The sequence below is a fragment of the Bradyrhizobium sp. SZCCHNGR1005 genome (assembly GCF_032489995.1).
Lineage (GTDB): Bacteria > Pseudomonadota > Alphaproteobacteria > Rhizobiales > Xanthobacteraceae > Bradyrhizobium.
Window position 1 is genome coordinate 96949 of record NZ_JAUEZC010000004.1, and the last position, 22114, is coordinate 119062.

20 protein-coding genes are annotated in these 22114 nt (G+C 63.8%); 10 read left to right on the top strand and 10 right to left on the bottom strand.

Features of this window, described 5'->3' with window-relative positions:
- Positions 1–24: 24 nt before the first annotated feature.
- Together rpsR and rpsF are read right to left on the bottom strand one after the other, a co-directional pair.
- The gene (gene rpsR, locus QXZ85_RS18195; protein WP_008963441.1) at positions 25–264 is read right to left on the bottom strand and encodes a 30S ribosomal protein S18; all 240 of its coding nucleotides are present in this window, start codon (positions 262–264) and stop codon (positions 25–27) included.
- A gap of 5 nt (positions 265–269) precedes the next feature.
- Positions 270–740 (bottom strand): 30S ribosomal protein S6, encoded by a 471-nt coding sequence (gene rpsF, locus QXZ85_RS18200; RefSeq protein WP_315704211.1) that lies wholly within the window; start codon positions 738–740, stop codon positions 270–272.
- A 378-nt stretch (positions 741–1118) separates the two neighbouring features.
- Here rpsF and fabD point away from each other — a divergent pair, with 378 nt between their 5' ends.
- From fabD to gmk, 7 genes are all read left to right on the top strand, one after another.
- Positions 1119–2078, top strand: a complete 960-nt coding sequence (gene fabD / locus QXZ85_RS18205; protein ID WP_315704210.1) for an ACP S-malonyltransferase — start codon at positions 1119–1121, stop codon at positions 2076–2078.
- Between the two features lie 37 nt (positions 2079–2115).
- Positions 2116–2853 (top strand): 3-oxoacyl-[acyl-carrier-protein] reductase, encoded by a 738-nt coding sequence (gene fabG, locus QXZ85_RS18210; RefSeq protein ID WP_315704209.1) that lies wholly within the window; start codon positions 2116–2118, stop codon positions 2851–2853.
- A 427-nt stretch (positions 2854–3280) separates the two neighbouring features.
- Entirely contained in the window at positions 3281–3520 is a 240-nt protein-coding gene (locus tag QXZ85_RS18215; RefSeq protein WP_008969609.1) for an acyl carrier protein, read from the top strand.
- A 191-nt stretch (positions 3521–3711) separates the two neighbouring features.
- On the top strand, positions 3712–4977 hold the full coding sequence (gene fabF, locus QXZ85_RS18220; RefSeq protein ID WP_315704208.1) for a beta-ketoacyl-ACP synthase II: 1266 nt from the start codon (positions 3712–3714) through the stop codon (positions 4975–4977).
- A gap of 307 nt (positions 4978–5284) precedes the next feature.
- Positions 5285–6544, top strand: a complete 1260-nt coding sequence (mltG, locus tag QXZ85_RS18225; protein ID WP_315704207.1) for an endolytic transglycosylase MltG — start codon at positions 5285–5287, stop codon at positions 6542–6544.
- 122 nt (positions 6545–6666) lie between these two features.
- The gene (locus QXZ85_RS18230) at positions 6667–7554 is read left to right on the top strand and encodes a YicC/YloC family endoribonuclease (protein ID WP_316174577.1); all 888 of its coding nucleotides are present in this window, start codon (positions 6667–6669) and stop codon (positions 7552–7554) included.
- Positions 7555–7557: 3 nt separating this feature from the next.
- Entirely contained in the window at positions 7558–8217 is a 660-nt protein-coding gene (gmk, locus tag QXZ85_RS18235; RefSeq protein WP_315744443.1) for a guanylate kinase, read from the top strand.
- Between the two features lie 20 nt (positions 8218–8237).
- Here the strand turns inward: gmk and QXZ85_RS18240 are convergent, their stop codons facing one another.
- The 8 genes from QXZ85_RS18240 to lptF all read right to left on the bottom strand — a co-directional run bounded on the left by QXZ85_RS18240 (position 8238) and on the right by lptF (position 19019).
- On the bottom strand, positions 8238–9962 hold the full coding sequence (locus QXZ85_RS18240) for a hypothetical protein (protein ID WP_316174579.1): 1725 nt from the start codon (positions 9960–9962) through the stop codon (positions 8238–8240).
- 317 nt (positions 9963–10279) lie between these two features.
- Positions 10280–11338, bottom strand: a complete 1059-nt coding sequence (locus QXZ85_RS18245; protein WP_315704203.1) for an alcohol dehydrogenase — start codon at positions 11336–11338, stop codon at positions 10280–10282.
- A 31-nt stretch (positions 11339–11369) separates the two neighbouring features.
- Positions 11370–12227: a 16S rRNA (adenine(1518)-N(6)/adenine(1519)-N(6))-dimethyltransferase RsmA gene (gene rsmA, locus QXZ85_RS18250; RefSeq protein WP_315704202.1), complete on the bottom strand. Its 858-nt coding sequence runs from the start codon at positions 12225–12227 to the stop codon at positions 11370–11372.
- A complete protein-coding gene (gene pdxA, locus QXZ85_RS18255; protein WP_315704201.1) occupies positions 12224–13225 on the bottom strand; it encodes a 4-hydroxythreonine-4-phosphate dehydrogenase PdxA in 1002 nt (333 codons plus the stop codon). The genes rsmA and pdxA overlap by 4 nt, the downstream gene beginning before the upstream one ends.
- Entirely contained in the window at positions 13225–14187 is a 963-nt protein-coding gene (locus QXZ85_RS18260; RefSeq protein WP_315704300.1) for a SurA N-terminal domain-containing protein, read from the bottom strand. The genes pdxA and QXZ85_RS18260 overlap by 1 nt, the downstream gene beginning before the upstream one ends.
- A gap of 67 nt (positions 14188–14254) precedes the next feature.
- A complete protein-coding gene (locus QXZ85_RS18265; RefSeq protein WP_315704200.1) occupies positions 14255–16756 on the bottom strand; it encodes an LPS-assembly protein LptD in 2502 nt (833 codons plus the stop codon).
- A complete protein-coding gene (gene lptG, locus QXZ85_RS18270; protein WP_315704199.1) occupies positions 16756–17853 on the bottom strand; it encodes an LPS export ABC transporter permease LptG in 1098 nt (365 codons plus the stop codon). Before lptG ends, QXZ85_RS18265 begins: the two co-directional genes overlap by 1 nt.
- Positions 17850–19019 (bottom strand): LPS export ABC transporter permease LptF, encoded by a 1170-nt coding sequence (gene lptF, locus QXZ85_RS18275; RefSeq protein ID WP_315704198.1) that lies wholly within the window; start codon positions 19017–19019, stop codon positions 17850–17852. Before lptF ends, lptG begins: the two co-directional genes overlap by 4 nt.
- Positions 19020–19355: 336 nt before the next feature.
- On the opposite strand from lptF, the gene QXZ85_RS18280 reads away from it, so the two are divergent.
- From QXZ85_RS18280 to QXZ85_RS18290, 3 genes are all read left to right on the top strand, one after another.
- Entirely contained in the window at positions 19356–20897 is a 1542-nt protein-coding gene (locus QXZ85_RS18280; RefSeq protein ID WP_316174581.1) for a leucyl aminopeptidase, read from the top strand.
- A gap of 8 nt (positions 20898–20905) precedes the next feature.
- Complete coding sequence (locus tag QXZ85_RS18285; protein ID WP_315704196.1) at positions 20906–21358, top strand: DNA polymerase III subunit chi; 453 nt, start codon at positions 20906–20908, stop codon at positions 21356–21358.
- A 127-nt stretch (positions 21359–21485) separates the two neighbouring features.
- Complete coding sequence (locus QXZ85_RS18290; RefSeq protein WP_315704195.1) at positions 21486–22031, top strand: hypothetical protein; 546 nt, start codon at positions 21486–21488, stop codon at positions 22029–22031.
- Positions 22032–22114 lie beyond the last annotated feature (83 nt).

Here is a 22114-nt window from a genome sequence, read left to right on the forward strand (position 1 = left end):
ACGCGGCCGCCGACTGCAGACGCCTTAGCGAATGACGTAAGGCAGCAGACCGAGGAAGCGGGCGCGCTTGATCGCGCGCGCAAGCTCACGCTGCTTCTTGGCCGATACCGCGGTAATCCGGCTCGGCACGATCTTGCCGCGCTCGGACACATAACGCATCAGGAGCTTGGAATCCTTGTAATCGATCTTCGGCGCGTTGGGACCCGAGAACGGGCAGGTCTTGCGACGGCGGAAGAAGGGGCGACGTGCAGGAGCTTCAGCCATTGTTCTTACTCCTCGTCCGGAGTTTCTTCGTCACGGGGCCGGCGCGGGCCGCGATCGCCGCGGAAACCGCCACCATCGCGATCGCCGCGGAAGCCTCCGCCGTCACGATCGCCACGGAAACCGCCGCCACGGTCATCGCGCTCGCGATCGCGGTCAGCCTTGCGCATCATGGCCGACGGGCCTTCCTCGAGCTCTTCGACGCGGACGCTCAGATAGCGGAGGACGTCCTCGCTGATGCGCTCCTGGCGCTCGATCTCGGCGATCGCCGCTGACGGCGCGTCGATGTTGAGCAGGACGAAATGAGCCTTGCGGTTCTTGTTGATGCGGTAGGTGAGCGAGCGAACGCCCCAGTTCTCGGTCTTGGTGACCTTGCCGCCGAGTCCCTCGACGATGCCGGTCATTTGGGTCGTCAGTTCTTCCACCTGCTGGGTGCTCGCGTCCTGACGCGCGAGAAAGACATGCTCGTAAAGCGGCATGGATGTCCTTTCCAAGTTGGCGCGGAGCCCGGCGTCAAGCCCTTCGAGCCCTTCATGGAAAGGACTCGTAGACGTCAGCTCAGAAGGCGGAAACACGGGACGACGGGCCGACTGGCCCTGCCACATCAAAGTCGCCTGATCGAGGTGATTTTGCTGAGACCGTCCGTTCAGCTCCCGGCTCGGGACCCACGGATGGCGCGCTTATACCCATTTTCGGCCCGATGGCAAGGGAATCCTGCCTGATTCGGTGGGGGGAGAGCGGCTGAAACGTGACATGCGCTTGACATCCGCGCCTCCGGCGGTGTCTTTCCGGCCAAAGTCAGCGGATTCCAAATTTAGCGGATTCTAGGGATTTCGGAACGTTTCGAGGAGCGGCCGATGACGGCAGCATTTACTTTTCCGGGGCAGGGCTCTCAGTCGGTTGGCATGGGCAAGGCCCTTGCCGACAATTTCCCGGTGGCGCGTGCCCTGTTCGACGAAGTCGATGCCGCGCTGGGCGAGAAGCTGACTGCGATCATCTGGGATGGGCCGGCTGAGACCCTGCAATTGACGGAGAATGCGCAGCCGGCGTTGATGGCCGTGTCGCTCGCGGCATTGCGCGTCTTGGAAACGGAGGCGGGTTTTTCCGTTGGCCGGGATGCGGCGTTCGTTGCTGGGCATTCGCTCGGCGAATATTCGGCGCTGGCTGCGGCGGGCAGCCTGACGGTTGCCGACACGGCCCGGCTGTTGCGGACCCGCGGGTTGGCCATGCAGAAGGCGGTACCCGTCGGGGTGGGGGCGATGGCCGCGCTTTTGGGGTTGGAGTATGAAGTCGCCGTGGCCGTGGCCGCGGAGGCGGCGCAAGGCGAGGTCTGCCAAGCCGCCAATGATAACGGTGCGGGCCAGGTCGTGGTGTCCGGCAATAAGGCCGCCGTCGACCGTGCGGTGGAGATTGCCCGCGCCAGGGGAGCCAAACGCGCAATGCTCCTGCCGGTGTCCGCGCCGTTCCACTGCAAGTTGATGCAGCCGGCCGCCGAGGTCATGGCCGAAGCTCTTTCCAAGGTGACGATCCACAAGCCGGTTTCGCCGCTGGTTTCCAACGTCCTGGCGTCGCCCATCAGCGATCCCGACGAGATCCGGAGGCGCTTGGTCGAGCAAGTGACGGGGACGGTGCGCTGGCGCGAGTCGATCGCCTATATGTCCGCCCAGGGCGTCACCCGGTTCTTCGAGATCGGAGCCGGGAAGGTGCTGAGCGGCTTGGTCAAGCGTATTGCAGATGGGGCGGTTGGAATTGCCGTTGGGGGACCTGCCGACATCGCGACTGCGAAAGATGCTTTGATCGCCGCGACGGCGGCGTAAGTGCGGCCGCAACTGACGCGGCGTTGAGGAGAGTTGGATGTTCGATTTGAGTGGCAGGACCGCGCTGGTCACTGGGGCAACCGGGGGCATCGGAAACGCGATCGCCAAGGCGCTGCATGCGCAGGGCGCCACGGTTGCGATTTCCGGTACGCGGCGCGAGGTGCTGGAAACGCTGGCTGTCGAGCTCCGCGAGCGTGTTCATGTGCTGCCCTGCAACCTTTCGGACACTGCCGAGGTCGAGGCACTGGTCCCGGCTGCCGAGCAGGCCATGGGGCAGCTCGATATCCTGGTGGCCAATGCCGGCATCACCCGCGACAACCTGTTCGTCCAACTCCGTGACGAAGACTGGGACGAGGTCATCAAGGTCAATCTGACTGCAACCTTTCGCCTGGCGCGCGCCGCCACCAAGCTGATGATGCGCAAGCGATTTGGCCGAATTATCGCGATCACCTCGATCGTGGGGGTGACCGGTAATCCCGGGCAGGGCAACTACAGCGCCTCCAAGGCGGGAATCATTGGCATGATCAAGACGCTCGGGGCCGAATACGCCAAGCGCGGCGTGACCGCCAACTGCATCGCCCCAGGCTTCATCAAGACGCCCATGACGGACGCGCTCAACGAGAAGCAGCGGGAAGCCATCCTGACCAAGGTTCCGGCCGCACGCCTCGGTACGCCCGAGGATATTGCTGCAGCTGCGGTCTATCTCGCCTCGAACGAGGGCGGCTACGTGACGGGGCAGACCATCCACGTCAATGGCGGCATGGCGATGATCTGAGCCGCCGGGCATCTGGATGGGCCCTGGGAAGAATGCGGCGAAAAGACGTCCCAGGCCGTGCTGATAATGAAGGTTTTGTGGGTATGATAACCGAACCGCCAACGGAGGGACAAAGAACGCCATTGCAGGATTTCCAAACCCTGTATATTGGCGGGGCGAAGCTTGCCGTCGTTCGCCGGGCCTTCCGTCGGCTGGTGCGACCGATCTGAGGTCCCTCTGCGGGACCATCAATCGGAGGTGCACTGGATTTATGGAGTTTGTGGTGGTCCCGCTTCCGAAGTCTTGGTCCGCAGGGGTCGGCGGATTTCGGAAAGGGGCTCACTGCGGGGCACATCTGTTTTGCGCGATCGCGAAGGAAGTTTACCAGCCGGGATGACGCCATCATCCGGGGGTCGGATCTTAAGGGAACAAGCACGAGGTTTGGACGATGAGTGAGATTGGCGAGCGGGTAAAGAAGATCGTGGTCGAGCACCTCGGTGTTGAGCCCGACAAAGTGGTCGACAACGCGAGCTTCATTGACGATCTCGGCGCTGACAGCCTCGATACGGTCGAGCTTGTGATGGCTTTCGAAGAAGAATTCGGCTGCGAGATTCCGGACGACGCGGCGGAGACCATCCTGACCGTCGGCGACGCCACGAAGTTTCTGGAAAAGAACGCCAAGAGCTGACGCCTCGGCGATCTCAAGCGAAACCGGCCGGACCGTTGCATGCGGCCGACCGGTTTCTTGCTATTGGCGGGCTGCGCGATCCGGAAGCGGCGCAATTTCCGTTACGTGATGCACAGCAAACAACAGCCTGACGCGCGCTTTCGATCAATTGGACGCGGTCGCGCCTCAGGCCCGGTCTGGAGAAAACAAAGATGAGGCGGGTTGTCGTTACGGGCCTCGGCATGGTGTCGCCACTCGGCTGCGGTGTTGAAACGACCTGGAAACGCATCCTCGAAGGCAGGAGCGGTGCCCGCAGGATCGAGACGTTCGACGTGTCCGATCTGCCTAGCAAGATTGCTTGCGTGGTGCCGCGGGGTGACGGCAGCGATGGCACGTTCAATCCCGACCAGTGGATGGAGCCCAAGGACCAGCGCAAGGTCGACGATTTCATCATCTTTGCGATGGCCGCGGCGCGCCAAGCGCTCGACGACGCCAACTGGCACCCGGCGACCGAAGAGGACCGCTGCGCTACCGGCACCATGATTGGCGCCGGCATCGGTGGACTGACGGGCATCGCCGAAACGGCAATTCTTTTGAAGGAACGCGGCCCGCGCAAGGTCTCGCCGTTCTTCATCCCCGGGCGCCTGATCAATCTTGCCTCCGGCTACGTCTCGATCGAGCACGGCCTGAAGGGGCCGAATCACGCCGTGGTCACGGCATGTTCGACCGGTGCGCACGCGATCGGCGACGCCAGCCGTCTGATCGCACTCGGCGATGCGGACGTGATGGTCGCGGGCGGCACTGAATCGCCGATCAGCAGGATCGGTATCGCTGGCTTCTGCGCTGCGCGTGCACTGTCGACCGCGTTCAACGATACTCCAGAGCGAGCGTCGCGGCCCTATGACAAGGATCGTGACGGCTTCGTCATGGGCGAGGGGGCCGGCATCGTGGTGCTCGAGGAATACGAGCATGCCAAGGCGCGGGGGGCACGGATCTACGCAGAGGTGACGGGATACGGCCTCTCTGGCGATGCCTATCACATCACTTCGCCGGCGCCCGACGGTGACGGCGGCTTCCGCAGCATGAGTGCGGCGATGAAACGGGCCGGCATCACCGCTGCCGATATCGACTATATCAACGCCCACGGCACCTCGACCCAGGTTGGTGACGAGATCGAGCTCGGTGCGGTGGAGCGATTGCTGGGCAACGCGGCCTCGAAGGTTACGATGTCCTCGACCAAATCCTCGATCGGCCATTTGCTCGGTGCGGCCGGGGCCGTCGAAGCGATCTTCAGCATTCTGGCGATTCGGGATAATATCGCGCCGCCGACCATCAATCTCGAGAACCCGTCGGTGCAGACAGCGATCGATCTCGTGCCGCAGGCCCCACGCAAGCGCGAGATCAACATCGTGCTGTCGAACTCGTTCGGATTTGGAGGCACCAACGCCTCTCTGATCCTGCGACGGGTCGTCAACTAAGTCGATGCGCGGCTAGGTCGATGCGCGGCGCAACCACCGTTTCGCCGTATTCGACAACGAATCGTTAGGTGGGCGTAGAGTTCGGGTCGCTTGCGTGAGGAATCGCAAGCCACGACTAGTGTTTCGATTCCGAGGTTCGCATCTTATCGCAGTTAGATTCGTTTGCGACATCGGAACCGTAGAGCGCTAGCAGAACCACCTGAATCGAGTGCGGCTTAGGATTTGAAGTTCCGATGAAGAACGCGCTGAGAAACCGGTCGGAACTTCAAATTCGCCGCACTTGGCGACAGGACTGAAGGTTGCATCGATGAGTGAACGGCCGCCCATCTCGCCCCGCAGTCCGCGCGCCGCGCTCGAGCCGGAGCAGGTTCCGCCACCGCCGCGGCGTTCGGATCGGGCGCGCAATCCGTTTGTGGTCGTCGGCAACGCCATCATTACTCTGCTGTTGTTCACGATGATCGGAGCCGGCGCCGTCTACTACTACGGCCGGCAGATCATCGAAGCGCCCGGTCCGCTGCAGGAAGACAAGATCGTCAACATCCCCGCGCGTGCCGGCAAGCGCGACATCGCCGACGTGCTGACGCGTGAGGGCGTCATCGACGTCAATCCCTGGGTGTTCATCGGCAGCGTATTTGCGCTCAAGGCGAGCTCGGACCTGAAGCCGGGCGAATACGCCTTCCAGAAGAACGCATCGTTGCGCGACGTGATCGGGGTGATCGTCGAAGGCAAGGTGGTGCAGCATTCGGTCACGATTCCCGAGGGGCTGACCTCGGAGCAGATCGTGGCCCGGTTGTCCGATAGCGACATCTTTTCCGGCGGCGTGCGCGAAATTCCGCGCGAGGGAACTCTGCTGCCGGAGACCTACAAATTTCCGCGCGGCACCAGCCGCGATCAGGTGATCCAGCGCATGCAGCAGGCGCAGAAGCGCGTTCTTGCCGAGATCTGGGAGCGCCGCAGCCCCGACCTTCCGATCAAGACGCCGGAGCAATTGGTCACCTTGGCCTCGATCGTCGAGAAGGAGACCGGCAAGCCGGACGAGCGCAGCCGTGTCGCTGCGGTGTTCGTCAATCGATTGAAGCAGAGGATCAAGCTGCAGTCGGATCCGACCATCATCTACGGTCTTGTTGGGGGCAAAGGCACGTTAGGACGACCGATCAAGCGCAGCGAGATCACGCAGCCGTCGCCTTACAACACCTATGTGATCGAGGGCCTGCCGCCCGGGCCGATCTCCAATCCAGGGCGTGCCTCGCTCGAAGCCGCCGCCAATCCTGCGCGCACGCGCGACCTTTATTTCGTCGCCGACGGCAGCGGGGGCCACGCCTTCACCGAGACCTACGACCTGCACCAGAAGAACGTCGCCCGGCTGCGGGCGATGGAGAAGCAGACCCAGAACGACACGGTCGAGCCGGAAGACGCGCCACCGGCCAACGCCAATGCGGCTGCGACGGAGCCGACCGCGAGCGCCCCCGCTCCAAAGCCGGCTGCCAGGAAGCCGGCGTCGCGCACGGGCGGGGCTGGTGCACGACAAGGGGCGGTTCAACCGGCGGCGCCTGCGGTTCCGCAGTAGCCTTGCACCCACCATTCGCAGCTGCAGAACCGGACTTAACATTTCGGCAAAAGGCCTTAAGGTTCGCGCAACTTTTATGCGGCGAATCTGCCGCCACCTGATCTGCCGGAGAAATTGATCAAATGGGGCTGTCGAGCATGACCGGCTTTGCCCGAAGTCACGGGGCGAGCGGACCTTACGCGTTCGAGTGGGAGTTGAAGTCGGTCAACGCCAAGGGGCTGGATGTGCGGTTGCGGTTGCCGCAGGGCTGGGACGACGTCGAGGCCTTCGCCCGCAAGCGGGTCGCCGAGGTGCTGTCGCGCGGAACGATTTACGCCAATCTGACCGTCAAGCGCGCCGATGCCGGCTCGACCGTGCGGGTCAACGAGGATGTGCTCGCCTCCATCGTCAAGGTCGCAAGCTCGCTTGCCGGCAAGCTGGATGCGGTGGCGCCCAGTATCGACGGGCTGCTTGCGATCAAGGGTGTGATCGAGGTGGTCGAGCCGGAGAGCGACGAGGCCGAGGACAAGGCTGCACGGGATGCGGCGATTGCCGCGTTCGACGCGGCGCTGAGGAATCTGGTCGAGATGCGACGCCGCGAAGGCGAAACGCTCGGGCAGATCCTGAACCAGCGGGTCACCGAGATCGAGGCGCTGGCGCAGAAGGCCGAAGCATCGCCAGGCCGCAAGCCGGAGGCCGTGAAGGCTCGGCTCGCCGAACAGGTTGCGGCGCTGCTGGAAACCTCCGACCGGTTCGATGCCGACCGCCTTGCCCAGGAAGCCCTGCTGATCGCCGCGAAGGCCGATGTGCGCGAGGAACTCGATCGCATCGCCTCGCACGTCGCGCAGGCGCGCGAGATGCTCAAGAAGGGGGGCGCTGTCGGCCGCAGGCTCGATTTCCTCTCCCAGGAATTCCATCGCGAGGTCAACACCTGCTGTTCGAAATCGAACGATATCGAACTGACCAATACGGGCCTCGAGATGAAGACGGTGGTCGAGCAATTCCGCGAGCAGGTTCAGAATTTGGAGTGACGGATGACGGCTCACGGCGGCAGCTTCGATGGAGTGGAGCGGCGCGGGCTGATGTTCGTGCTGTCGTCTCCGTCCGGCGCCGGCAAAACCACGCTGTCGCGCCTGTTGATCGAGCGCATGCCGGGGCTGCAGATGTCGGTGTCGGCGACGACACGCGCGAAACGACCTGGTGAGGTCGATGGCCGCGACTATCTGTTCGTCGACTTGGCCCGCTTCGACGACATGGTGAAGCGCGACGAACTCCTCGAATGGGCGACTGTGTTCGGCAACTGCTATGGCACGCCGCGCGCGCCAGTCGAGGCGGCGCTGTCGGCCGGACAGGATGTGTTATTCGACATCGACTGGCAGGGCACCCAGCAGCTGCGCGAGAAGGCGCGCGCCGACGTCGTCAGCGTCTTCATCCTGCCGCCCTCAGCCGCCGATCTTGAAAAGCGCCTGCACACCCGCGCCCAGGATTCCCACGAGGTGATCCGTGCCCGCATGAGCCGCGCCAGCGACGAGATGAGTCACTGGGCCGAGTACGATTACATCGTGATCAATCACGATATCGACGAGGCATTTGCAGAGGTTCAATCGATCCTCAAAGCCGAACGGTTGAAGCGCGAGCGTCGCGTCGGACTCACCACATTCGTTCGCAAGCTGCAGCGCCAGCTGGATTCCTGACGCGCAAGTCTGGCGCAGGTTTACCCGTGGCGTGCAAGCCGCGCCAAGATGTCCTGGATGCCGTCGAGGGACTGGTCCTGTTTCACGTCTCGGGTGCGGGGACGCAATGCTTGCGGGCGCGGGATGAAGTCGAGCGGAGGCAACGCTGCGTCATCGTCATTGGACGCTGTGATCGGAATGCGCTGCCATGGCGGCAACTCGTCGGAGCGCGATTGAGCGGCGGCGGCCGCGAACTCGGCGGCCGGCGGGCGATCTTCAGGCGGAGCGAAACGCGATTCGAGGAGATCTATCAGTTCGGCGGCTGGGTCGGTGTCTTCCAGCGCCGCTTGCTGGCCGCCGCCAGATGCGACGTGAAGGTTTGCGGGAGGTGTCGCTGCAGCGGGCCGCACCGCTGATGCGCCGGCGGATTCCAGCAGGTTTTCAATTTCAGCGGCGCGATCGAGGATGGTCGGCGCTGCGCTCGGGCGCGCTGCGGACGGATCCGCCTCGTAAGCTGCGGGATTGGCCGGTTTGACGGCACGAGATCCTAGCAGATGTTCCAGCTCCTCGACCGTATCAGGATGGATGACCCGCCGATCGAGCGCGACAGCTGCAGAACTGCCGGGCGTCATCGGATCGAAGGCTCGGACGGCGGACTGTCCACCGCGGGAGTCTAGATTGTCCTCGATCGCCGCAGCATGATCGGGGGCGTTCGCCGGAGCCCGGCCGGAGCCGGTCACCTCATGGGCCCGAGCGGTTGCCGGCAAGTCGGCCGGCGTTGTCGCTGATTTGACCGCGCGGGTTTCGAGCAGTTCTGCAAGTCCGCTTCTGTTGTCGATGGTCGTTGAGGCCTGCGCCATCTCGACGGGCGCCGATGCGTGCGCAACGACGCGCGGCGCGGCTGCCCTCACGGGTTTCTTCTTGCCGCCTGTGGGCCGGCTAGCGACATGGGCAGGCTTTGCCTTTGTACGCATTTTGCTGCGCGCGCGGCGTGTCCTGGCGATCGCCATCTGCCAGTTCGCATTGCGCCGTCGCCGTTGTCCAATCCTGCCCAAGCGATAAAGGCCGCTCGCCATCAGGCCCGAGATCGACAGGGCGCCGACCACGACCAGCAGCAGCATGGGAATTGGCGCGACGGGCTTTGACGGCTTGGCCGGGGGGATCGTAGCCGCCTCCGGCTGCGGTGCGCCAGCGTTCGTGTCCGGATCGAGCGCGGCATCGTCGCCGGTGAGCGTGGCCGCTGCCGGTCCGGGGTCGGGCATGGCAGCGTCGAGCGGCTGCGACTGAGCCGCAGGCGATGGCATGGCCGCCATGGCATCGGCCGGGCTTTCGAGGCCCGCTCGTTCGGTTGTCGTGGCGGGCGCCGAGATCGCGGTCTTCTGCGCCGTTCCGGCATCGTCATCGTTGCGCAGACGCATCGGCGCGTCGGTGGAGGCCGAAGAGGTGCGCGGTGCGGCCGTATCCGTTCGGCGCGGCCCGGCCTTCGGCGGCGCCGGCTGAGCGAAGTCCCAGGCGGACGGCTGCTGCGCCTGCTTGACGACCGGCGTCCCGTTCGACGCCCGCTCTTTCAGATACCAGCAGCGCTGGTTCTTGGCGCGGTCGAAGCGGTAATACCAGTGCTGGCCGTCAGGCTTGTCGCCGGTGGGTTCGGGGAGGCAGTCGTCGGCCGCAACGGCGAGGGTGGCGCAAGCCAGCGAGATCAGAAGGGCGCTACCAGCGATCGCGGGAATGATGGCGAATGCAAATCGTGCAGTTCGTTTTGCCATTCATCACTCCGGATACGCGATCGAACGCTGCGTTCTCGGAGAGAAGTTGGGTCGCAATGAGCCGCAAATCCGGATTAATTCCGGCTCGGTGTTTTCAATTGTGGATGCGGCATTTTTCCCACATCGCGACGTGAGAATGGTGCGGTTTGGGCATCATTTCGAGCGCAGATCTGTGACCTGTGAGATCACAGGCCGCATCCTTCGCCTCCTCGTTTTGATCACAGCTACCAGCAACCTTGGCTAGCTGCTCAGACGTTGCGAGATGCTGCTGCGCCGCAGAGCCGAACCTCCGCTTGGCGGAGGTGGATGCGCGGTCGTCAGTTCTTGAGCAGCACACGTCCCACCACTTGGCCGGCGCGCAGCGCGTCGATCCATGTCTGCACGTCGCTCATCGGCTCTTCCCGCATCGGCGGCGGCTTGATCTTGCCGGCGCGCGCAAGCGCCATCAGTTCGTGGCTCTCGGCGAGGGTGCCGACCATGAAGCCCTCGATGGTCATCCGCTTGTAGACCCATTGCACCATCGGCAGGGTGAATTGTCCGCCCATCAGGCCGGAGACCACGATCTTGCCGCCCCGCGCCAGGACGGAGACTGCGAATGCCATCGACTTCTCGTTGCCGGCGAAATCGACCACCTCATCGAAGCCGCCGTCGGTCTCCTTCAGGATGCGCCTTGCGACCTCCGGCTCGGCCGGATCATAGGCGACCGCCGCGCCGTTCTGCAGCGCGGTTTCGCGCGCGGCCGCGCTGAGATCGGCAACCGAGATCGGCTGCTTGAACATAGCCTGTGCGAACGACAGGCCCATCATGCCGACGCCGCCGAGGCCGATCAGCAGCAGATTGCGCTGCCGCGGGCGGTCGACCAGCCGCTTCAGCGCGCCGTAGGCGGTGACGCCGGAGCACATCAAGGTCGCGGCCTGGTTGACCGGAAGCGGGTCGTATTCGAGCAGGTATTTGGCGTCCGGCACCAAGACGTGGGTGGCGAAGCCGCCGTCGATCGAAACACCGAGAAACCGCTGCCTGGTGCAGAGATTCTCGTCGCCATTGGCGCAGTCGCGGCATTGGCCGCAGCCGATCCATGGAAAGACGGCGCGCTTGGCGCCGAGCAGCTCCCGCGGGGCGTCGGGACCCACTTCCTCGACGATCCCCGCGATCTCGTGCCCAAGCGTGAACGGCAGGGTCATGCCACGCGTCGTGTCCAGCCGCTTGCCGCCGCCGAGATCGGCATAGCCGTCCTGGATGTGCAGGTCGGAATGACAGAGGCCACAGCGCTCGACGCGGACCAGGACCTCGCGTCCCTGCGGCTTCGGGGTTTCGACGATGGTTTCGCAAAGCGGCGCGTCAAACTTGACCAGCGACTGCCGGCGCATCAATGCCATCGGTTTTCTCCCTTGAATTGATTGGATTTGATCAGCTGTTTTCGGCCCGAATATTCGTCAATTCGCGCGCCATGGCAACAAAGCCTGATACCGGAATGGTCTCCGCGCGGCGGGTCGGGTCGACACCGGCTGCGGCAGCAAGCCGCGCCGGATCGGCAGGCAATGACTTCAAACTTTGCCGCAGCATCTTGCGACGCTGGCCGAACGCGGCCGCCGCGACCTGCTCGAGCGCGCGGCGCTCGCACGGTTCGGGCACGGGGCGCGGCACGAGGCGCACGACGGAGGAGGTGACTTTCGGTTGCGGCACGAAGGCCGATGGCGAGATATCGAACAGGATCTTGGTTTCGCAGCGCCAGTTCGCGAGCACGCCGAGTCGTCCATAGGCTTCCTCGTTCTCGCGCGCGACAATGCGTTCGGCAACCTCGCGCTGAAACATCAGCACCATCGTCTCGTACCAGGGCGGCCAGGGTTCGACCGAGAGCCAGCCGATGAGGAGATTGGTCGCGATGTTGTAGGGCAGGTTGGCCACGATCTTGGCCTTGCTCGTGCCAAGATAGGGCTTCGGATCGAAGGTCCGCGCATCGGTGCAGACGATCTCGAGCCGGCCGGGATAGCGCTCGGCGATCATCTCCAGCGCCGGAATCGCGCGCTCGTCGTGCTCTATGGCGATCACATGCCGCGCGCCGAGCGCGAGCAGGGCGCGGGTCAGGCCGCCCGGTCCGGGGCCGATTTCGACCACGGTGGCCTCGTCGAGCGGTCCTGCTGCGCGCGCGATCCGCGCGGTCAGGTTGAGGTCGAGCAGGAAGTTCTGGCCCAGCGACTTGCGCGCCGAAAGCGAAAGCTCGCGAATGACCTCGCGCAAAGGCGGGAGATCATCGATCGCGCTCATGAGACGGCGGCGGCCATGCGCGCGGCAAGCTTGATCGCTGCGATCAGGCTGTCAGGGTTCGCGCTGCCGGTGCCTGCGATGGCAAAGGCCGTGCCGTGATCGGGCGAGGTGCGGATGAAGGGCAGGCCCAAGGTAACATTGACGCCCTCGTCGAAAGCCAGCGTCTTGATCGGGATCAGCGCCTGGTCGTGATACATGCAGATCGCACAGTCATAGGTCTTGCGTGCGGCCTCATGAAACATCGTGTCTGCCGGCAGTGGTCCTTGCACATCGAGCCCGGCGTTGCGCAACGTGGCGATCGCAGGTGCGATGATCTCATCGTCCTCGGTGCCGAGCGTGCCGTCCTCCCCGGCATGCGGGTTGAGCCCGGAGATCGCAAGGCGCGGCCGCGTGACGCCGAAATAACGGCGCAGGCTTGCCGCCACGATACGCGCCGTCGAGGTGATCAGAGGGCTCGAGAGCTGCTCGATCGCATCGCGCAGCGCCACATGGATCGTGACGGGCACCACCGCCAGCATGGGTGACCACAGCATCATCACCGGCTGCGGAACCTTGCCGTCCACGGCGGCGAGTTCGGCGAGGAATTCCGTATGTCCGGGATGGCGGAAACCGGCGCGATAGAGCACGGCCTTGGCGATCGGATTCGTGACCACGGCGCTGGCGCGACCCGCCGTGACGTCGCCGGCGGCGGCGCGGATCGAGGCGATCGCAGATGCGGCGCTGGATTGGTCCGGGCGGCCGGGAAGGGCAGTGGTGGCCACCCCGGTGTGCACCACAGGCAGCGCCTCGGCGAAAGCGCCAGCGGCGGCTTCCGGCGTCGTTGCTGCGATCGGAACGGCGAGCCCGAGCAGGTTGGCACGCTGCGCCAGAAAATCCGGATCGCCCAGAACATAGAAGGGCGGAAGCTGAAGCTCCTTGCGGCGTATCCAGGCCTTGAGGGTGATGTCGGGACCGATGCCGGCGGGTTCACCCAATGTCAGCGCGAGCGGCCTGACCATCAGCGATATTCGATCATGGCCGCTTTGCGGACTTCCTGCAGATAGGCCTTCGACGTCGCCTCATATTTCTCCGTGTACATCTTCTCGCGCATCTCGCGCCGCTTCGGCGTGTCGACGGTCGTCGGGTTGCGCGCGCACAGGGCGACCATTTCGACGCCCTGCTTGGTCACTTCCGGCGGGGTCAGATGACCGATCGGCGTGTCGTCGAGCAATTTGCGCAAGTTGGGCGGAATGTCGGCCGAGGTCTTGACCACGATTTCCTTGATCGCCGCGTTCTGCATGGAGCGGAAATAGGAATTGGCCTCCTGGCAGGTCTGCACGCGGGCGCGCAGGGCTTCCGCATCCTTCTGGCGTGCCTCGAACGTACTCTGCGGTGCCCCCTTCGGCACGATCAAAACCACCGGCTGCATCTTGTATTCGAAGGCCTGTCCCTGCTGCTCGGCGTCGCCGCCGGCAGCGGCCACCGCCGCTGCAACGTCCTTCTCGCCGACCTGCAGCCGCTCCTTGTAGCGTCCGCGCACCAGGCTGGTCCAAACGATTTCGGCCTTGATGCGCGCTTTCAGGGTCTCCGGCCGGATCCCCTGGCTCTCCAGCGACTTCGCCAGCTGATCGGGCGTTAGCCGCATCCGCGAGCCCATATTGGCGAAAGACTGGTCGATGTCGGACGAGGAGGGTTCGACGCCGAACTTCTTGCCTTCCTTGATCTTCACCCTTTCGTCGATCAGCTCGTTCAGCACGTCCTGGCGGCTCTGCTGCTTGTGCGTGCTCAGGAAGTTGAGCTTCGTGCGCTGCTCGATGTCGTAATCGGTGATCGGGTCGCCATTGACCATGACGACGATGCTTTGGGCGCGGGCCTCGAACGGGCCGCAGGTGAGACAGGCCGCGGCGATGCAGCCCGCCGCAACAAACCGAACGAGAGAGAGAGAAATCGTCATGACCAAGCTTCGCTGTTCGCAACGGATTCAAACGTGAAGCGGCGCATCTTCGATCCGCGACCGAACTCCCCCTCCGAAACACCGCTCCGCGCTGTTAGAAGCCAACGGACGTATTGGCAAGTGTCCGCAGGCCGATCGTCAGCATGTATGTGTGATTGAGCGTCGGGGCTGCGGTTCCCGCCGTGTAATTGTAGGACGTTACATAGCTCGCGGCCAGCGTGAAGCAATCGTCCACATAGCCTGCGCCGACGGCATATTGATTGATCTTGTTGGCTTGCAGGTCCCATCGGGCGGCGCCAGTAGCCACCCAATTCGACGTGATCTTGACCGAGCCGCTGCCGAGGATGCCTTCGCGCCGGGTCAGATAGCCGATATCGGGCTGGGCGGCATAATCGCCATAGGTCACGCCGACCGACCAGCGATCGAAATTGGCCCTGGCTTCGGCCTCGAAGCGCTGAATGGTCGCGGTCTGCTGGTCGAAGCGCGAGCGGACGCTGAACGTATAGGTCCGGTTGGGCGAATAATCGACGCTCGCGACATAGTCCGAGGCCGCGCGTTGCAGGCCGGAATCGACGCCGGTGTTGGTGACGTCCCGCACCGCGAAGGAGTTCAGCCCGAACAGCTGGTAGGACTGCCCGAACACCGCCTTGACGGTTCCGCCGCGGTCGAACTGGGTGGTGGCCTGGACGCCGACATTGGCGCGGCCGCCGCCTTCAACGCGGTCATAACCGGAGAATTTGTCCACCGCGAACAGGTTCGAAGTGTCGAACACCATGCTCTGGGCGTCTTCGTTCGGCAGCTTGCCGGCATAGGTCTCGTTGGGGCGGACGATGACCTGCGCGATCGGCTCGATCGTGGTGGTTCCCCACGGCTGCACGTTGATGAACGGATAGCGATATTCGAGGCCGACGGTCGGCATCACCCGCAACGCCTGGGTGTCTCCGGTCGGCAGGAAGTTCGACACGCCGGGCTGGTTCGAAATGCTCGCATTGATCGCATCCGCACGCAGGATCGCGAACGGTGTCCAGATCTGGCCGATCGAGTCGGTATAGGAGCGGCGCCACTGCGCCTCGCCGGTGAGGCGGGTATAGGTGCCGGGAACGCCGCGCAGCAGACATTGCGACGGCAGGCGCGCCAGCGGATCGGCCGAGGCGACCGCGCAGAGGCCGGTGGTGCTGGCCGTCGTGTTCACCGGATCGAACGCGGCGGTCTGCCGCGACAGGTTGACGAAATTGGTCTTGTAGCTGACCTCGCCACCCAGGATCGGATAGTTGAACACGTTCTGGTAGTCGATCACGGGATAGACGACCGGCACGGTCTGCTGGTTTCCTGAGAAGCTCAGGAAGTACATCGTGCGCGCGTCGAAGAAGCTGCGGTTGCCGACCCCGGTCAGATAGAGCTGCGAGATCGCTTCCGTCGGCAGGCTCATGAACGAGGTGTAGGGATCCTTGAACTGCGACAGCCGGTAATCCGACATGAAGAAATAGTCGGACAGCGCGACGCCGTCCCAGCCGAACGCCCATTTGTCGTTCAGCGCGAATTGGCCATGGGTCTCCACGCCGCCGCGGAACTGGCGGTCACCGGGCTGACCGGCCAGGGCGTTCCGATCGAGCTGGTCTATGCCATACAGCTTGACCTGGTAGGCGCCATTGTTCAGCCGCTGGCGGAACTCAGCCTGCAGCAGAACGCCCTGCTTGGAGGTGATGCGCGGGGTGAAGGTCGCGTCGTAGTCGGGCGCGATCGCCCAATAATATGGGATCTCGACGCCGAAGCCGAAAGCTGTCGACGAGGAAAAGCCCGGCATCAGGAAGCCGCTCTTGCGCTTCACCGTCGGGTCCGGGGTCGAGAAGTACGGCATATACGCCATCGGAACGCCGAAGAATTCGAGCTGGGCGTTCTCGAAATAGAGCATCTTCTCGTTCTGATCATGGATGATCCGGGCACCCTTGACCTGCCAGAGCGGGGGCTTCTTCGGATCGTCCTTACAGGGCGCGCATGCCGTGTACACACCGTTCTGGAACACGGTGTAATTGCCGCTGGAGCGGTCGGCCCGCGTTGCCGCCATCCGCGTCTGATCCTCGGTCTCGACGCGGAGCGAATCGACGAAGCCGTCGCGATAATCATCCGAGAGGTCGAGGCTGTTGGCGTAGGTGATCTTGCCCTCGGAGTCGGTCATGCGGATGTTGCCTTCCGCATGCAGGCGCTTGGTCTTCTGGTCGTAGATCACCCGGTCGGCTTCGACGGATGTGCCGTTATAGAACAGCTGCACGTTGCCGACCGCCGACACCCGCGAGTTGTTGTAGTCGTAGTCGACCTCGGTCGCCTGCACCAGCATCTGGTTGTCGTTCGCCACCCGCGGCGGAGCCGGTTTCGGGGGGCGCGGATTGTAGGTGAAGCCCTGAGCCGAGGCGGGCGCGGCGGAGACCAGGTCGAGCGCGGCGGCAACGACCAGGGTCAACGCAAAGGCGAGCAGAGGTCCGAGGACAACGGACGAGAAAATGGACACGACAACAGACGCGCGCGCGCACGCGCAGCGCGCAACGGCTTGCTGCCGGGCTGCGGCAAGAGCTGATTGTCGGACGGCGACGAACGGCACTAACCGTCCTCCTGGTAGAGCAAGGCCAAAAATCCGGTGAGGCCGCCGACGAACACGGGCAGCCACGCCGCAGCGATCGGATGCATCAACTCAGCCTTGCTCAAATCTTCAGTTACTTTCGACAGCACATAGAGCAGAAAGCCGGCGCCCACGCCACTCAAAACCATTTTTTGAACGCCACCCATCCGGAAGAACCTGAGTGACACGGACGCAGCCAACATCACCATCGCAGCCAGCAAAAATGGCTGCGCGATAAGCTTATGATACTGCAGCCGATAGCCCGCGGTCGCGAAGCCTGAGCTTTCCGACGAACGGATGTAGCTCGGCAGTTGCCAAAACGACACAGTTTCGGGGGTGGAAAAGCTGTCGCGGACCTGGGCCGGCGTCAGAGTTGTCGGCAAAATGAAGGTCGGCTGATCGACCGGGGGCTCATCGAGCGAGAATCGGCGCACCGATCGGAACAGCCAGTGGCCTTCCTCGAGCGTCGCCTCTCTCGCTTCGATTCGTTCTTTGAACTGGTTGTCCGTATCGAACCGGAAGAGCGTGAGCCCGGTCAGTCGTGCGCCCTGCTGCTCGCTGCGCGCGGCGTTGATGATGACCTGGCCGTCACTGTTGATCTGGTTGAGCCAGAAGCCGGAGGCATCTTGGACGCCGCCGGCCGGCGCGGAGCCGAGCAGTTCCGCTTCCATCCGCTTGGACAACTCCCGCAAGTTGGCGGAGACCGGGTTGTAGACGGCGGTGGCGAGGATCCCGAGCAGGATCGAGCTGACCAGGGCCGGGGCGATGAATTGCCAGGCGGAGACGCCGGCGGCGCGCGCCACCACCAGTTCGAGCCGCCGCGACAGCGCCAGATAGCAGGTCATGGCGCCGATCAGGACGCAGAACGGCATCATCTTCTCGAGCAGCTGCGGCACGCGAAACAGCGACGTCTCCGCGACCATGATCGCCGAGGCCGAGGCAATGCCGGAGGTTCTGCGCACCATCTCGATGTAATCGACCAGCACGAGCAGCACGAAAATGCTCGCGAACACGCCGATGGCTGAAACCAGAAACCGGCCGGCGAAATAGCGCCCAAGCGTGTTGGTGACCATGCTCATGCGGTGGCCGGCCTTCCGAACAGCCGCGCGATGCGCGCATTGGACCTGTTGATCGCCTCCATCAGGGCCGGCGGCGGCTCGACCACCACGCCGCCAACGATGATCCAGACCGAGAGGCCGATGACGCCGAACAGCATGAGATACTGGACCAGTGCGGCAACCGGGGTCTTGACCGTCATCACCGAGCAGGCGAAGCCGGCCATGCGCACCCCGAACACGGTGAGAATTGCGCCGCCCATCGAGAAGTTGCGGCTCTGACGGGTGGTGCGTGGGGCCCCCAGAAACGCGAAGGTCAGGGCGGCGAAGGCGAAGGGATAGAGCGGCGCCAGGAAACGGTCGTGCAGTTCCTGCCGGAACTGTCCCGGGATCTGCTTGTAGATCGGGTCGTTCTCGTCCGGCTCCAACAATTCCCACAGATAGCGCTCGCGAATGCCGAGCGCGACATCGTGGCCTTGGCTGGAGAATTTCGACATGTCGAAGGCGTAGCGAGCGAACGCCACCAGCGCCGGCTCACGCTTGCCGATCTCGAATCGCTCGAGATTGCCGTCCTCGAGCACCAGGAACGAGCCGTCGCCGTTCTTCACGACAGTGCCGCGGTCGGCGATGATCGTGTTGCGCTCCTTGGGATCGCGCCGGTCGTCGATCATGATCCCGGCAAGCTCGCCCCCCGGCTTGCGTTCGCGGATGCGAATCGTCAGCCCCTGATCGAGCTGCTTGAAGCTGCCGGGCTGCAGAATGTTGGTGAGCACGTCGGCCGTGATCTCGGCGTCCCATTGCTTGATCCGGCGCAGGCCATCGGGCGCCATATAGGCGGCGATGAAGGTCACCAGCACCGCCACGACACAGGTAGCGTAGACGAATGGGCGGAATAGCCGGAATGGCGACATGCCGGCCGCGTTCATCACGATGATCTCTGAATCGGTCGCGAGCTTGTTCAGCGTGTGCGAGATCGAGATCATCACCGCGATCGGCGAAATCACCCCAATCAAGGACGGGATCACCAGACCCGTGATGCCCAGGAAGGTCAGGATCGTCTGGCCCTGGCTCGTCATCAGGTCGATACCGCGCAACGCCTGCGTAATCCAGATCACGCCCGTGAGGCTGATCAAGACCACCGCAAACGACGCCAGGGTCGTGCGGAAAATATACCTGTCGATCGACCCCATCCTGACCCGCACAACCCGCTCGCCGCCCCCCGACGAGCACCTGCAAACTACCCCGAAAGCGGCTCCGAGCCTACGGGTTGAACACTTTCCCGAAGGCCAAGATTCTCACTACCATCCCTTTGATCTGTCAACAAAATGGCTGTGCCATGGCGCCGTTATAATACGGTTAAAATTTAACTGTTGTGGCGCGCTGGCCACGCGGCGCTTGGCAGCGGCGGCAACGGCGGGCCATAGTGTTGCGACGTCGCGTTCCGAAACGCCGCCAATCGTGCCTTGCCCCTCGATTGGGGGACGGATAAGGCGTCCGGCGGCTCATGATTATTGGAGGATTGCTTGATGTCCGACGCCGTCAAGGTCGGCTTCGTTCCATTGTCGACCGCGTTGCGCGGTATCGTGGTGGCGTTCTGTGACGACTCGTTGCGAATCGGTCCCGCCACCGCGAAGGCGCTCGGCGCCGCGCCCGAGTTGATCAAGCGCGCTGCGAGCGCCGGACAGTTCAAAGGCAAGGACGGGTCTGCCCTCGACCTGCTTGCACCCGATGGAATCAAGATTCAGCGCTTGATCGTGATCGGTACCGGGAAGGCCAAGGATGGCGCCAAGGACGGCAAAGACAAAGGTCCCAAGGACAAAGAGCCAAAGGAAAAGGATTTCCTGAAGTATGGCGGGGCCTTGGCGGGAAAGCTCAATGTAAAGAGCGAACCGGTGACCGTGCTTGCCGAGCTCCCCGAGGGGGCCATGACGCCGGATCAGATCGGCGCGCTCGCAGCCGGGATCCGGCTGCGGGCCTATCGTTTCGACCGGTACAAGACCAAGAAGAAGGACGATGACGGCGGGCTGCCCGCGAGCATTTCGATCGCCGTGGCCGACCCCGCGGCCGCCAAGAAGGCGTTCGCTCCACGGTCGCACATTACCGATGGCGTGATCATCGCCCGCGACCTCGTCAACGAGCCGCCCAACGTGCTCTATCCCGAAGAATTCGCCAAGCGGGCGGGGGCGTTGCGTAAACTCGGCGTGACCGTCGATGTCCTCGACGTGTCTGCGATGAAGAAGCTCGGCATGGGGGCGCTGCTCGGCGTCGCCCAGGGCTCGGCCCGGCCGGGGCGCACCGTCGTGATGCGTTACAACGGCGGCAAGCGCGGCGATCAACCGGTCGCCTTCGTCGGCAAGGGGGTCTGCTTCGATACCGGTGGCATCTCGATCAAGCCCTCCGGCAGCATGGAGGAGATGAAGGGCGATATGGGCGGCGCGGCCTGCGTCGTCGGCCTGATGCATGCGCTCGCTGCGCGCAAGGCCAAGGTGAACGTCGTCGGTGCCATCGGCCTTGTGGAAAACATGCCCGACGGCAACGCGCAGCGCCCGGGCGACATCGTGACATCCATGTCGGGCCAGACCATCGAGATCATCAACACCGACGCCGAAGGGCGCCTCGTGCTCGCCGACGTGCTCTGGTACGTCGCGACCAAGTTCAAGCCGAAATTCATGATCGATCTGGCCACCTTGACCGGCGCGATCATGGTTGCGCTCGGCACCGAGCACGCCGGCCTGTTCTCCAACAATGACGAACTCGCGGAACGTTTGACCAAGGCCGGGCAGGAGACCGACGAGAAGGTGTGGCGGATGCCGCTCGGGCCCGAATACGACAAGCTGATCGATTCGCAGTTCGCCGACATGAAGAACACCGGCTCGCGCCATGGCGGCTCGATCACGGCCGCGCAGTTTCTGCAGCGCTTCGTCGGCGACACGCCCTGGGCGCATCTCGACATCGCGGGGACCGCGATGGGGGCGCCGAAATCGGAGATCAACCAGAGCTGGGGCTCCGGTTACGGCGTCCGTCTGCTGGATCGGCTGGTGGCCGATTTCTACGAGGCCAAACGATAGGGCGCGCGATGACCGAAGTCCTGTTCTACCACCTGCAAAACATGTCTTTGGAAAGCGTGTTGCCGCCCTTGCTTGAGAAATCGCTCGAGCGGGGCTGGCGGGTGGTGGTGCAGGCGACGTCGCCGGAGCGGACCGATGCGCTCGATGCCCATCTGTGGACCTATCGTGACGATTCGTTTCTGCCGCACGCAACCTGGCGGGTGGCCGACGTGGCCGAGCAACCGGTGGTGCTGTCGATGGAAGAGGGCAATCCGAACGGCGCGACGGTGCGTTTCCTTGTGGACAACGCGCCGCTGCCGGCGGATGCGCATAGCTATGAACGGATGGTCCTGGTGTTCAATGGTGACGATCCGGATGGGCTGGCAAACGCTCGCGCGGCGTGGACCGACTGCAAGGCTCGCGGATTCGAAGTCACCTATTGGCAGACCGACGAGCGGGGACGCTGGCAACGGCGCCAATAGCTACCCCATGCGGTTGATGATAATTTGCCGTTTTGTCGGCAGGGCGTTGGTATAGCCACGAACGTGCCGCAAAGTGGTGGTGGGACAACGGGTTAAATCGCTACTCGGTGGTAATTCGGCGGGGTTTATGGTGCGAGATCACACCCGAAGACTGACGCACATCTTGGTGTTCCTTGCGCTCGCGCCGGTCGTGTCCGGCTGCTCGGGCGCGTCCGATCTGCTTTCAAAGGACGCCGAGTGGTTCTCGCGGCCGAGCCGCTTGTTCATCCGCAACATCTCGATCGATTCGCCGCCGCTCACTCCTGACAAGCCGGTCACGGCCGACGACCTCGTCAGCGCGGAAGGTGGCTGTCCCGGGATGGCCCCTGCGGTCGCTCCTGCCGATGCCAATGCATCGACCGATGCCGCCGGCGGTCCGCCGCAGACCGCCGGTAGCGTCGCGCTTGGTCACACCGAATGCGACGTGGTGCGCGGCATCGGCGCGCCCGACAGCGTCAACATCTCCGGCGCGGGCGATGCGCGGGTTGCGACGGTGACGTGGCTGCATGGTGGGCGCGCCGGCATCTACACCTTCACCGGCGGCCGGTTGAGTTCGGTCGAGAAGGCCCCGGATGCCGGTCCGCCGCCGAAGGTCGTCAAACCGAAGGGCAAGAAGAAGCACGCGGCGACCTGAACGACCTCAGCGAATATTTGTATCGGACAGGACCGATATTGCCTTGAGAGGTTCAGTCCACGGACCTCTTTCGCGCTGCTTCG